The sequence below is a fragment of the Shinella sp. GW821-FHT10F02 genome (genome assembly GCF_058809275.1).
The window spans coordinates 239,335-251,363 of sequence record NZ_JBXASL010000006.1; the positions used below are offsets into that span (position 1 = coordinate 239,335).

At 60.3% G+C, this 12,029-nt stretch carries 19 protein-coding genes; all 19 read left to right on the forward strand.

All coding sequences use genetic code 11. The annotated features are described in order from the left end of the window. The first annotated feature begins 454 nt into the window (after window positions 1–454). The 19 genes from rpsL (at window position 455) to rpsN (ending at window position 12,025) form a co-directional block, all read left to right on the forward strand. A complete protein-coding gene (gene rpsL / locus AC1RWL_RS19865; RefSeq protein WP_022719193.1) occupies window positions 455–826 on the forward strand; it encodes a 30S ribosomal protein S12 in 372 nt (123 codons plus the stop codon). 59 nt (window positions 827–885) lie between these two features. Then, the gene (gene rpsG, locus AC1RWL_RS19870) at window positions 886–1,356 is read left to right on the forward strand and encodes a 30S ribosomal protein S7 (RefSeq protein WP_256121541.1); all 471 of its coding nucleotides are present in this window, start codon (window positions 886–888) and stop codon (window positions 1,354–1,356) included. Window positions 1,357–1,387: 31 nt separating this feature from the next. Then, window positions 1,388–3,487 carry an elongation factor G gene (gene fusA, locus AC1RWL_RS19875; RefSeq protein WP_435265374.1) on the forward strand — a complete coding sequence of 700 codons (2,100 nt, stop codon included), beginning with the start codon at window positions 1,388–1,390 and terminating at the stop codon, window positions 3,485–3,487. A 66-nt stretch (window positions 3,488–3,553) separates the two neighbouring features. Further along, entirely contained in the window at window positions 3,554–4,729 is a 1,176-nt protein-coding gene (tuf, locus tag AC1RWL_RS19880; RefSeq protein ID WP_435265371.1) for an elongation factor Tu, read from the forward strand. Between the two features lie 190 nt (window positions 4,730–4,919). After that, complete coding sequence (gene rpsJ, locus AC1RWL_RS19885) at window positions 4,920–5,228, forward strand: 30S ribosomal protein S10 (protein ID WP_003507767.1); 309 nt, start codon at window positions 4,920–4,922, stop codon at window positions 5,226–5,228. A gap of 170 nt (window positions 5,229–5,398) precedes the next feature. Further along, window positions 5,399–6,082, forward strand: coding sequence for a 50S ribosomal protein L3 (gene rplC, locus AC1RWL_RS19890; RefSeq protein WP_256116162.1), 684 nt, complete (start codon window positions 5,399–5,401; stop codon window positions 6,080–6,082). Window positions 6,083–6,094: 12 nt separating this feature from the next. Continuing rightward, window positions 6,095–6,715, forward strand: a complete 621-nt coding sequence (rplD, locus tag AC1RWL_RS19895; protein WP_256116161.1) for a 50S ribosomal protein L4 — start codon at window positions 6,095–6,097, stop codon at window positions 6,713–6,715. Beyond that, window positions 6,712–7,005, forward strand: coding sequence for a 50S ribosomal protein L23 (locus AC1RWL_RS19900; RefSeq protein WP_256116160.1), 294 nt, complete (start codon window positions 6,712–6,714; stop codon window positions 7,003–7,005). The genes rplD and AC1RWL_RS19900 overlap by 4 nt, the downstream gene beginning before the upstream one ends. Before the next feature lie 31 nt (window positions 7,006–7,036). Continuing rightward, window positions 7,037–7,873, forward strand: a complete 837-nt coding sequence (gene rplB, locus AC1RWL_RS19905; protein WP_256116159.1) for a 50S ribosomal protein L2 — start codon at window positions 7,037–7,039, stop codon at window positions 7,871–7,873. Window positions 7,874–7,888: 15 nt separating this feature from the next. Beyond that, window positions 7,889–8,167, forward strand: coding sequence for a 30S ribosomal protein S19 (gene rpsS / locus AC1RWL_RS19910; RefSeq protein ID WP_023517272.1), 279 nt, complete (start codon window positions 7,889–7,891; stop codon window positions 8,165–8,167). A gap of 2 nt (window positions 8,168–8,169) precedes the next feature. Further along, complete coding sequence (gene rplV / locus AC1RWL_RS19915) at window positions 8,170–8,559, forward strand: 50S ribosomal protein L22 (RefSeq protein WP_117372288.1); 390 nt, start codon at window positions 8,170–8,172, stop codon at window positions 8,557–8,559. Further along, window positions 8,559–9,290, forward strand: a complete 732-nt coding sequence (gene rpsC, locus AC1RWL_RS19920; protein WP_256116157.1) for a 30S ribosomal protein S3 — start codon at window positions 8,559–8,561, stop codon at window positions 9,288–9,290. The genes rplV and rpsC overlap by 1 nt, the downstream gene beginning before the upstream one ends. A 38-nt stretch (window positions 9,291–9,328) precedes the next feature. Beyond that, window positions 9,329–9,742 carry a 50S ribosomal protein L16 gene (gene rplP, locus AC1RWL_RS19925; RefSeq protein WP_117372290.1) on the forward strand — a complete coding sequence of 138 codons (414 nt, stop codon included), beginning with the start codon at window positions 9,329–9,331 and terminating at the stop codon, window positions 9,740–9,742. Window positions 9,743–9,754: 12 nt separating this feature from the next. Next, entirely contained in the window at window positions 9,755–9,955 is a 201-nt protein-coding gene (gene rpmC, locus AC1RWL_RS19930) for a 50S ribosomal protein L29 (protein ID WP_069059028.1), read from the forward strand. A gap of 12 nt (window positions 9,956–9,967) precedes the next feature. After that, on the forward strand, window positions 9,968–10,204 hold the full coding sequence (rpsQ, locus tag AC1RWL_RS19935; protein ID WP_256116156.1) for a 30S ribosomal protein S17: 237 nt from the start codon (window positions 9,968–9,970) through the stop codon (window positions 10,202–10,204). Between the two features lie 238 nt (window positions 10,205–10,442). Next, entirely contained in the window at window positions 10,443–10,811 is a 369-nt protein-coding gene (rplN, locus tag AC1RWL_RS19940) for a 50S ribosomal protein L14 (protein ID WP_018328276.1), read from the forward strand. A gap of 12 nt (window positions 10,812–10,823) precedes the next feature. Further along, window positions 10,824–11,135, forward strand: a complete 312-nt coding sequence (rplX, locus tag AC1RWL_RS19945; protein WP_069059026.1) for a 50S ribosomal protein L24 — start codon at window positions 10,824–10,826, stop codon at window positions 11,133–11,135. Beyond that, complete coding sequence (gene rplE / locus AC1RWL_RS19950) at window positions 11,128–11,685, forward strand: 50S ribosomal protein L5 (RefSeq protein ID WP_256116155.1); 558 nt, start codon at window positions 11,128–11,130, stop codon at window positions 11,683–11,685. The genes rplX and rplE overlap by 8 nt, the downstream gene beginning before the upstream one ends. A 34-nt stretch (window positions 11,686–11,719) precedes the next feature. Next, a complete protein-coding gene (gene rpsN / locus AC1RWL_RS19955) occupies window positions 11,720–12,025 on the forward strand; it encodes a 30S ribosomal protein S14 (RefSeq protein WP_256116154.1) in 306 nt (101 codons plus the stop codon). The last annotated feature ends 4 nt before the right edge of the window (window positions 12,026–12,029 follow it).

Genomic DNA, 12,029 nt, shown 5'->3' on the forward strand with positions numbered 1-12,029 from the left:
ATCGGTGGATGTAATTGGCGCGGAGCGACTCTTCCGGTTGATTCCTTCTTCATGCTTTCTTAATGCAGATCGGCGAAGGCTGGTTGTCTGAAAATCACCGCGAAGAGGGCAGGGGCGCACCCTGAAAGCCCTGCTTCTCAGGCAAAGCAGGCATTCCCGGGCAGGATTCTTTCGCGCCGCCCCTTGACCTTTCGCCCTTTAATCAGTAGACCGCCCGCTATCAGAGCCTATGTGAGGCTGGCTGGTTCGGAACGACTCGTTCTGGAGTTCGCCTCAAACAGGGCTCGACGCACGTTGAGAACATGAATGCTGCACGCATGACGCGGTTATCGCGTCCTCTGCCTATGAAGGTCATCCGCAAAAGCGGATCGGCCTTTTATTGCGCATGAACACGCGTGTGGCCATGTATCCGCCCGCAAGGGTAAACGAGACTAGATTTGCAAGGGATGGTTAAATGCCTACCGTAAACCAGTTGATCCGCAAGCCGCGCCAGGCGTCGGTAAAGCGCAACAAGGTTCCTGCTCTGCAGGAAAACCCCCAGAAGCGCGGCGTTTGCACCCGCGTCTACACGACGACCCCGAAGAAGCCGAACTCGGCTCTGCGTAAGGTCGCCAAGATCCGCCTGACCAATGGCTTCGAAGTCATTGGCTACATTCCGGGCGAAGGCCACAACCTGCAGGAACACTCCGTCGTCATGATCCGTGGCGGCCGCGTAAAGGACTTGCCGGGCGTTCGTTACCACATCATCCGCGGCGTTCTCGACACCCAGGGCGTCAAGAACCGCAAGCAGCGCCGCTCCAAGTACGGCGCGAAGCGTCCGAAATAATAAGTCAACCGGCGCCATTTCGCTGGTCAGATCAGTTACAAGTTTGAGAGACAAAAAGTATGTCCCGTCGCCATAGAGCAGAAAAGCGCGAGATCAACCCGGACCCGAAGTTCGGCGATCTCGTAGTCACCAAGTTCATGAATGCCATCATGCTGGACGGCAAGAAGTCCGTCGCCGAAACGATCGTTTACGGCGCCTTCGATGTCGTTCAGGGCAAGGCTAAAGCGGACCCGGTCACGGTGTTCCATTCGGCTCTGGACAACGTTGCGCCGCATGTCGAAGTGCGTTCGCGCCGCGTTGGTGGTGCGACCTACCAGGTTCCGGTCGACGTTCGTCCGGAGCGCCGCCAGGCTCTCGCAATCCGTTGGCTGATCGCAGCTGCCCGCAAGCGTAACGAAACGACCATGGTCGAGCGCCTCTCCGGCGAACTCATGGACGCAGCGAACAATCGCGGCAGCGCCGTCAAGAAGCGCGAAGACACGCACAAGATGGCTGACGCCAACCGTGCCTTCTCGCACTACCGCTGGTAACCGAAACTAGACGTCTCGAAAGGAGTCCCAGATGGCTCGCGAATATAAAATCGAAGACTACCGAAATTTCGGTATCATGGCGCATATCGACGCCGGCAAGACGACGACGACCGAGCGTATCCTTTACTACACCGGCAAGTCCCACAAGATCGGCGAAGTCCATGACGGCGCCGCTACGATGGACTGGATGGAGCAGGAGCAGGAACGCGGCATCACGATCACGTCCGCTGCCACCACGACCTACTGGAAGGGCCGTGACGGCAAGACCCGCCGTTTCAACATCATCGACACCCCCGGCCACGTCGACTTCACCATCGAAGTCGAGCGTTCGCTGCGCGTTCTCGACGGTGCGATCGCCCTTCTCGATGCCAACGCCGGTGTAGAGCCGCAGACGGAAACCGTCTGGCGTCAGGCTGAGAAGTACAACGTTCCGCGCATGATCTTCTGCAACAAGATGGACAAGACCGGCGCGGACTTCTACCGCTCGGTGTCCATGATCAAGTCGCGCCTCGGTGCGATCCCGGTCGTCATGCAGCTGCCGATCGGCGCCGAGACCGAGTTCAAGGGCGTCGTCGACCTGATCGAGATGAACGCTCTCGTCTGGCGCGATGAATCGCTCGGCGCCCAGTGGGACGTCGTCGAAATCCCGGAAGACATGAAGGCCCAGGCCGAAGAATACCGTGAGAAGCTCATCGAGACCGTCGTCGAAATCGACGAAGCCGCGATGGAAGCCTATCTCGAAGGCAACTACCCGGACAACGAACAGATCCGTGCGCTCGTTCGCCGCGGCACCATCGACGTGAAGTTCCACCCGATGTTCTGCGGTACCGCGTTCAAGAACAAGGGCGTCCAGCCGCTGCTCGACGCCGTCGTCGATTACCTGCCGTCCCCGGCAGACATCCCGGCGATCAAGGGCATCGACGTCAAGACGGAAGCCGAAATCGAGCGTCACGCTGACGACGCCGAGCCGCTTTCCATGCTTGCGTTCAAGATCATGAACGACCCCTTCGTCGGTTCGCTCACCTTCGCCCGCATCTATTCCGGCAAGCTCGAAAAGGGCACGTCGGTCATGAACACGGTCAAGGAAAAGCGCGAGCGCGTCGGCCGTATGCTCCAGATGCATTCCAACTCGCGTGAAGACATCGAAGAAGCCTTTGCCGGCGACATCGTTGCTCTCGCCGGCCTCAAGGACACCACGACGGGCGACACGCTCTGCGATCCCCTGAAGCCGGTCATCCTCGAGCGCATGGAATTCCCCGAGCCGGTCATCCAGATCGCGATCGAGCCGAAGACCAAGAACGACCAGGAAAAGATGGGCCTCGCGCTCAACCGCCTGGCCGCCGAAGACCCGTCCTTCCGCGTCAAGACCGACGAAGAGTCGGGCCAGACGATCATCGCAGGCATGGGTGAACTTCACCTCGACATCATCGTCGACCGCATGCGTCGCGAGTTCAAGGTCGAAGCCAATGTCGGCGCCCCGCAGGTTGCCTACCGCGAGACCATCACGCGCAAGACCGAGAAGGACTACACGCACAAGAAGCAGACCGGTGGTACCGGCCAGTTCGCCCGCGTGAAGCTCGTTTTCGAACCGAACCCGGAAGGCGAAGACTTCCTGTTCGAGTCCAAGATCGTCGGCGGTTCTGTTCCGAAGGAATATATCCCGGGCGTTCAGAAGGGTATCGAAAGCGTTCTGTCCTCGGGTCCGCTCGCAGGCTTCCCGATGCTCGGCGTCAAGGCGACGCTCATCGACGGCGCCTTCCACGATGTCGACTCCTCGGTCCTCGCCTTCGAAATCGCATCGCGTGCCTGCTTCCGTGAAGCGTCGCGTGAAGCCGGCGCCCAGCTGCTGGAACCGATGATGAAGGTCGAAGTCGTCACGCCGGAAGACTATGTCGGCGACGTCATCGGCGACCTGAACTCCCGTCGTGGCCAGATCCAGGGCCAGGAATCGCGCGGCGTCGCCGTCGTGATCTCCGCCAACGTGCCGCTGGCCAACATGTTCAAGTACGTGGACAACCTGCGCTCGATGTCGCAGGGCCGCGCCCAGTACACGATGACCTTCGATCACTATGCGCCGGTTCCCTCGAACGTCGCGCAGGAAATCCAGGCAAAGTACTCCGGTCAGAAGTGACCGGGGTACGCCCCTAAGAAAATTGTATGAATTTCCCTTCGCGGGACAAGGAACGGAGAGCCGGAAATGGCAAAGAGCAAGTTTGAGCGCAACAAGCCTCACGTAAACATCGGCACGATCGGCCACGTCGACCATGGCAAGACGTCGCTGACGGCCGCGATCACGAAGTATTTCGGCGAATACAAGGCGTATGACCAGATCGACGCCGCTCCGGAAGAAAAGGCTCGTGGCATCACCATCTCGACGGCGCACGTCGAATACGAGACGCCGGCCCGCCACTACGCCCACGTCGACTGCCCCGGCCACGCCGACTACGTCAAGAACATGATCACCGGTGCTGCCCAGATGGACGGCGCAATCCTGGTCTGCTCGGCTGCTGACGGCCCGATGCCGCAGACCCGCGAGCACATCCTGCTCGCCCGCCAGGTTGGCGTTCCGGCGATCGTCGTGTTCCTCAACAAGGTCGACCAGGTCGACGACGCCGAACTCCTCGAGCTCGTCGAGCTTGAAGTGCGCGAACTGCTGTCGTCCTACGACTTCCCGGGCGACGACATTCCGATCGTCAAGGGTTCGGCTCTGGCCGCTCTCGAAGATTCGGACAAGAAGATCGGTGAAGACGCGATCCGCGAGCTGATGGCAGCTGTCGACGCCTACATCCCGACGCCGGAGCGTCCGATCGACCAGCCGTTCCTGATGCCGATCGAAGACGTGTTCTCGATCTCGGGCCGCGGTACGGTTGTGACGGGTCGCGTCGAGCGCGGCATCGTCAAGGTCGGCGAAGAAGTCGAGATCGTCGGCATCCGCCCGACCTCGAAGACGACGGTTACCGGCGTTGAAATGTTCCGCAAGCTGCTCGACCAGGGCCAGGCCGGCGACAACATCGGCGCTCTCGTTCGCGGTGTGAACCGTGACGGCGTCGAGCGTGGCCAGATCCTGTGCAAGCCGGGTTCGGTCAAGCCGCACAAGAAGTTCATGGCAGAAGCCTACATCCTGACGAAGGAAGAAGGCGGCCGTCATACGCCGTTCTTCACGAACTACCGTCCGCAGTTCTACTTCCGCACGACGGACGTGACGGGCATTGTTTCGCTGCCGGAAGGCACGGAAATGGTCATGCCGGGCGACAACGTCACGGTTGCCGTCGAGCTGATCGTTCCGATCGCGATGGAAGAAAAGCTGCGCTTCGCCATCCGCGAAGGCGGCCGCACCGTCGGCGCCGGCATCGTTGCTTCGATCGTCGAGTAAGACGTTAAGGCCCTAGGCCGCTGAAAAAGGAAGGGCAGGGGGTCAACCCTGCCCCTCCGGTCTTTGAAAATTTAGCGGACTGGCCTTTCGGCAATTGTGTTTTCGTGTGCGTTCCTTTATGGAACCGCCAGAATCAAAAAGCGCGTATTCCCAAGAGAATCGCGCGGATAACGAACTAAGGAAAAGTCGTATGAACGGCCAGAACATCCGCATCCGCCTCAAGGCGTTTGACCACCGGATCCTTGATGCCTCCACGCGCGAGATCGTGTCGACGGCAAAGCGCACCGGCGCAAGCGTCCGCGGCCCCGTTCCGCTCCCGACCCGTATTGAAAAGTTCACGGTCAACCGGTCGCCCCACGTCGACAAGAAGAGCCGCGAACAGTTCGAGATGCGCACGCACAAGCGCCTGCTCGACATTGTAGATCCGACCCCGCAGACCGTTGACGCTCTCATGAAGCTCGACCTTGCGGCCGGTGTAGACGTAGAGATCAAGCTCTAAGTCCGGCGTAAGCCGAAATAACAAGGAAGGTACGTGGCATTAGCCGACGTCTTCTAAAAACGGGAAACCCGACGGCCTTCGAGGCCCGAGTGGAATCCTTAAACCAAGAGGCATGAAGGGGCTCCCTCGTTTTGGGAATACCCCGACAGGACTTCTAAGAGGATTGAACCATGCGTTCAGGTGTGATTGCACAGAAAGTAGGGATGACTCGCGTCTATAATGACGCAGGTGAGCATATCCCTGTAACAGTATTGCGACTGGACAACGTCCAGGTCGTGGCCCAGCGCACGCAGGACAAGAACGGCTACACGGCCGTCCAGCTCGGCGCCGGCACCTCCAAGGTGAAGAACACGGCAAAGGCACTGCGCGGCCAGTTCGCCGCTGCAAGCGTCGAGCCGAAGGCCAAGCTCGTCGAGTTCCGCGTTTCGGAAGACAACCTCATCGACATCGGCGCGGAACTGACCGCGAGCCACTTTGTCGCAGGTCAGCTCGTCGACGTTACCGGCACCACGATCGGTAAGGGTTTCGCCGGTGCCATGAAGCGCCACAACTTCGGTGGTCTTCGTGCAACGCACGGCGTGTCCGTCTCGCACCGTTCGCACGGTTCGACGGGTAACAACCAGGACCCGGGCAAGGTCTGGAAGGGCAAGCGCATGGCTGGTCACATGGGCCAGACGCGCGTCACCACCCAGAACCTCGAAGTCGTCTCGACCGACGAAGAGCGTGGTCTCATCCTCGTTAAGGGCGCAGTCCCGGGCTCCAAGGGTGCCTGGATCGTCGTTCGTGACGCCGTCAAGTCCGGCACCCCGTCCGACGCGCCGCGTCCGGCCGCCGTGCGCGCCGCAGTCAAGTAAGGGAGCCTGATCATGGATCTCAAAGTCACGACCCTCGAGGGGAAGGACGCCGGCAAGGTCTCCCTCTCCGACGCGATTTTCGGCCTCGAGCCGCGCGAAGACATCATTGCCCGCGTCGTCCGCTGGCAGCTCGCCAAGAAGCAGCAGGGCAGCCACAAGTCGCTGACCCGCGCCGAGGTTTCCCGCACGGGCGCCAAGATGTACAAGCAGAAGGGTACGGGCCGCGCTCGTCACCATTCGGCTCGTGCACCGCAGTTCCGCGGCGGCGGCAAGGCCCACGGCCCGGTTGTCCGCAGCCATGCCCACGACCTGCCCAAGCAGGTTCGCGCGCTCGGCCTGCGCCATGCGCTCTCGGCAAAGCTGAAGGCTGAAAACCTGATCATCATCGACGATCTGGTTGCTGCCGAAGCAAAGACGAAGGCTCTCGCCGGCGTATTCGCCTCGCTCGGCCTCACCAATGCCCTCATCATCGGCGGCTCGGAACTTGACGGCAACTTCAAGCTCGCAGCCCGCAACATCCCGAACGTGGATGTTCTTCCGATCCAGGGTATCAATGTTTACGACATCCTGCGCCGCGGCAAGCTCGTGCTCTCCAAGGCTGCTGTAGAAGCCCTCGAGGAGCGGTTCAAATGACGGATCTTCGCCACTACGATGTGATCGTATCTCCTTCGATCACCGAAAAGTCGACGCTGGTATCCGAAAACAACCAGGTCGTCTTCAACGTTGCCAAGCGCGCTTCCAAGCCTGAAATCAAGGCTGCAGTGGAAGCACTCTTCGGCGTCAAGGTCACGGCTGTGAACACGCTCGTCCGCAAGGGCAAGATCAAGCGTTTCCGCGGCTTCGCCGGCCGGCAGGGAGATGTCAAGAAGGCTATCGTCACGCTCGCTGACGGTCAGTCCATCGACGTCTCCACCGGGCTCTAATCGGGCACTCGGCTAAAGAGGAAACAGAAAAATGGCATTGAAAAGCTACAACCCGACCACTCCGAGCCAGCGCCAGCTGGTCATCGTCGACCGGTCGGGCCTTTACAAGGGCAAGCCCGTAAAGGCTCTGACCGAAGGTCTCTCCAAGAGCGGCGGCCGTAACAACCTGGGTCGCATCACTGCCCGCTTCATCGGCGGCGGTCACAAGCGTACCTACCGTCTCGTCGACTTCAAGCGTCGCAAGTTCGACGTCGAAGGCACGGTCGCGCGTCTGGAATACGACCCGAACCGCACCGCGTTCATCGCGCTGATCGACTATGCTGACGGCGAGCAGGCCTATATCCTGGCACCGCAGCGCCTGGCAGCCGGCGACAAGGTCATCGCGTCCGACAAGGCCGTTGACGTCAAGCCCGGCAACACCATGCCGCTGCAGTACATCCCGGTTGGCTCGATCGTTCACAACGTCGAGATGAAGCCGGGCAAGGGCGGCCAGATCGCCCGTTCCGCTGGCACCTTCGTTCAGCTCGTCGGCCGCGACCAGGGCATGGCGATCCTTCGCCTGAACTCGGGCGAACAGCGCCTGGTTCACTCGTCCTGCCTCGCCACGATCGGCGCCGTATCCAACCCGGATCACGGCAACATCAACGACGGCAAGGCTGGTCGCACGCGTTGGCGCGGCAAGACCCCGCACAACCGCGGCGTCGTCATGAACCCGGTCGACCACCCGCACGGCGGTGGTGAAGGCCGCACCTCCGGTGGTCGTCACCCGGTATCCCCGTGGGGCAAGCCCACCAAGGGCAAGCGTACCCGCTCGAACAAGTCGACCGACAAGTTCATCATGCGCTCGCGCCACTTGAAGAAGAAGTAAGAGAGGTAGTCAGGAATGGCTCGTTCAGTATGGAAAGGCCCGTTTGTTGACGGCTATCTTCTCAAGAAGGCTGAGAAGGTTCGTGAAGGCGGTCGCAGCGAAGTGATCAAGATCTGGAGCCGTCGCTCCACGATCCTGCCGCAGTTCGTCGGTCTCACCTTCGGCGTCTACAACGGCAGCAAGCATATCCCGGTGGCCGTCAACGAAGACATGGTTGGCCACAAGTTTGGTGAATTCGCTCCGACCCGGACCTATTACGGTCACGGCGCGGACAAGAAGGCGAAGAGGAAGTAACGATGGGCAAGGCTAAAGCCGAACGTCGGCTGAAGGATAACGAGGCGCAGGCCATCGCGCGCACGATCCGCGTCAGCCCCCAGAAGCTCAACCTGCTTGCTGCGCTGATCCGCGGCAAGAAGGTCGACCGGGCGCTCGCCGAACTTGAATTCTCGCGCAAGCGTAGCGCCGAGACCGTCAAGAAGACGCTGGAATCCGCTATCGCCAACGCAGAAAACAACCACGACCTCGACGTGGACTCGCTGATCGTCGCGGAAGCGTATGTCGGCAAGTCGATCGTCATGAAGCGTTTCCACGCTCGTGGCCGCGGCCGCGCATCGCGGATCGAGAAGCCTTTCTCGCATCTCACGATCGTCGTCCGTGAAGTCGAAGCCAAAGGGGAGGCCGCATAATGGGCCAGAAGATTAATCCAATCGGTTTCCGCCTCGGCATCAACCGCACCTGGGACAGCCGTTGGTTCGCCGACAATGCCGAATACGGCCAGCTGCTCCACGAAGACCTGAAGATCCGCGCTTTCGTCATGGAAGAGCTGAAGCAGGCCGGCATCGCCAAGGTCGTCATCGAGCGTCCGCACAAGAAGTGCCGCGTCACGATCCACTCGGCTCGCCCGGGTCTGATCATCGGCAAGAAGGGTGCAGACATCGAGAAGCTTCGCAAGAAGCTTGCCGCGATGACGAACTCGGAAACGCACCTCAACATCGTTGAAGTGCGCAAGCCGGAAGTCGACGCAACCCTCGTTGCCCAGTCGATCGCCCAGCAGCTCGAGCGCCGCGTGGCTTTCCGCCGTGCGATGAAGCGCGCTGTTCAGTCCGCGATGCGTCTTGGCGCCGAAGGCATCAAGATCACCTGCGCAGGCCGTCTCGGCGGCGCGGAAATCGCCCGTACGGAATGGTACCGCGAAGGTCGCGTTCCGCTTCACACGCTGCGTGCGGACATCGACTACGGTACGGCTGAAGCCGAAACCGCATTCGGCATCTGCGGCATCAAGGTCTGGATCTTCAAGGGCGAAATCCTTGAACACGACCCGATGGCTTCGGAGCGTCGCGCAAGCGAAAGTGACAGCCAGGGTCCCGCCAGCCGTGAACGCGGCGATCGTGGCGACCGTCGTCGTGAAAACGCGTAACAGTCGCGTTTGGCAGCCAATATCGGAGAAGTAAAAAAATGTTGCAGCCAAAGCGTACCAAGTATCGCAAGCAGTTCAAGGGCCGCATCAAGGGTGTCGCCAAGGGCGGCTCCGACCTCGCTTTCGGCGAGTTCGGCTTGAAGGCTCAGGAACCGAATCGCGTTAACGCTCGCGAGATCGAAGCGGCCCGCCGCGCGATCACGCGTTACATGAAGCGTGCCGGCCGTGTGTGGATCCGTGTGTTCCCCGACGTGCCGGTCACCGCCAAGCCTACCGAAGTCCGCATGGGTAAGGGTAAGGGCTCGGTCGAATACTGGGCGGCCAAGGTCAAGCCTGGTCGTATGATGTTCGAGATCGACGGTGTCTCCGAGGAGATCGCCCGCGAGGCGCTTCGTCTCGGCTCGGCCAAGCTCTCGGTCAAGACGCGCTTCGTACAGCGCATTGCAGAGTAAGGAGCGAGTAGGATGAAAGCCGTAGACGTTCGCGCGCTTAGCGCCGACCAGCTCAACGATGAGCTTGCCAAGCTGAAGAAGGAGCAGTTCAACCTGCGCTTCCAGAAGGCGACTGGCCAGCTCGAGAAGACCTCGCGCATCAACGAAGTCCGCAAGGACATCGCGCGCGTCAAGACCATTGCCCGCCAGAAGGCGGCAGAAGCCAAGGCCTAAGGACCGAAAACGATGCCGAAACGCATTCTGCAGGGCACTGTAGTCAGTGACAAGAACGAAAAGACCGTTGTCGTTCGCGTCGAGCGCCGCTTTGCCCACCCGCTGCTTCAGAAGACCGTTCGCCGGTCCAAGAAGTACAAGGCGCATGACGAAAACAACCAGTACAAGGTCGGTGACGTCGTTTCCATCGAGGAATGCGCACCCATCTCCAAGGACAAGCGCTGGACCGTCGTATCGGCCCACGCCTAAAAACATCGGAATTTGCGCCGGGCCCTTGTGTTCGGCGCGAAAACCTGTATGAAGCAGCGCAAGGACGCTCGGAATCACGAGCGTCTTTTGCTTTGAGCGCACGGAAGGTCCCATCGGCTCGCCGATTAGTGGAAACCACCCTGACAAAAGACCATCCCGCGCGAAAACACGTATTTCCATAAGCTGGAACAGGGGGCTAACACCCAACCGGTCCGGTAAAACAAGAAGGCGACCTGACATGATTCAGATGCAGACTAACCTCGACGTCGCGGATAATTCCGGCGCACGTCGTGTCATGTGCATCAAGGTGCTGGGCGGCTCCAAGCGTAAGTACGCTTCGGTCGGCGACATTATCGTCGTCTCGATCAAGGAAGCCATCCCGCGCGGCCGCGTGAAGAAGGGTGACGTGATGAAGGCGGTTGTCGTTCGCACCGCCAAGGACATCCGCCGCCCCGATGGTAGCGTTATCCGTTTCGACAACAACGCAGCCGTCCTGATCGACAATAAGAAAGAGCCCATCGGCACCCGTATCTTCGGACCGGTTCCGCGCGAACTTCGCGCAAAGAACCACATGAAGATCATCTCGCTGGCTCCGGAAGTACTCTAAGGAGCGATGGCTATGCAGAAGATTCGTAAGGGCGACAAGGTCGTCGTACTCACCGGCAAGGACAAGGGCCGTACCGGTGAAGTTGTTCAGGTCATGCCGAAGGAAGACCGTGCGGTCGTCAAGGGTATCAACCTGGTGAAGCGTCACCAGCGTCAGTCCCAGACCCAGGAAGCCGGCATCATCACCAAGGAAGCTTCGATCCACCTGTCGAACATCGCGATCGCCGACCCCAAGGACGGCAAGCCGACCCGCGTCGGTTTCAAGGTCGAGGGCGACAAGAAGGTTCGTGTAGCAAAGCGTTCGGGAGTGTCGATCGATGGCTGACACCAAGTATGAGCCGCGCCTCAAGAAGGAATACGTCGAGCGTATCCGCAAGGCGCTTCAGGAGCAGTTCTCCTTCGCCAACGAGATGCAGATCCCGCGTCTCGACAAGGTCGTCATCAACATGGGTGTTGGTGAATCGACGGGCGATTCGAAGAAGCCGTCCGTAGCGGCTGGCGACCTCGCAGCGATTGCCGGCCAGAAGCCGGTCATCACGCGCGCCCGCAACTCCATCGCCGGCTTCAAGCTGCGCGAAGGCATGCCCATCGGCGCGAAGGTCACGCTGCGCGGCGCCCGCATGTATGAATTTCTGGATCGCCTCGTGAACATCGCGCTGCCCCGTGTACGCGACTTCCGTGGTCTGAACCCGAAGTCCTTCGATGGCCGTGGCAACTTCGCCATGGGTATCAAGGAGCACATTGTGTTCCCGGAGATCAACTACGACAAGGTTGATCAGATGTGGGGCATGGACATCATCGTTTGCACGACGGCAAAGACGGACGACGAAGCACGGGCTCTTCTGAAAGAGTTCAACTTCCCGTTCCGCGCCTGATCCGTAACGACAAGCGTAAAGAAGGATAACTGTTATGGCGAAAACGAGCGCAGTTGAAAAGAACAAGCGCCGCCGCAAACTGGTTGCCAGCCAGGCCGCTAAGCGTGCCCGCCTGAAGGCCATCATCCAGAACCAGGCTCTTCCGATCGAAGAGCGCTTCAAGGCGACCTTGAAGCTTGCCGAACTTCCGCGCAATGGTTCCAAGACCCGCATCCGCAACCGCTGCGAAGTAACGGGCCGTCCGCGCGCCTTTTATCGCAAACTCGGAATGTCGCGTATTGCGCTTCGTGAACTGGGCAATTCCGGCAAGGTGCCGGGCATTGTCAAGTCGAGCTGGTAAGGAG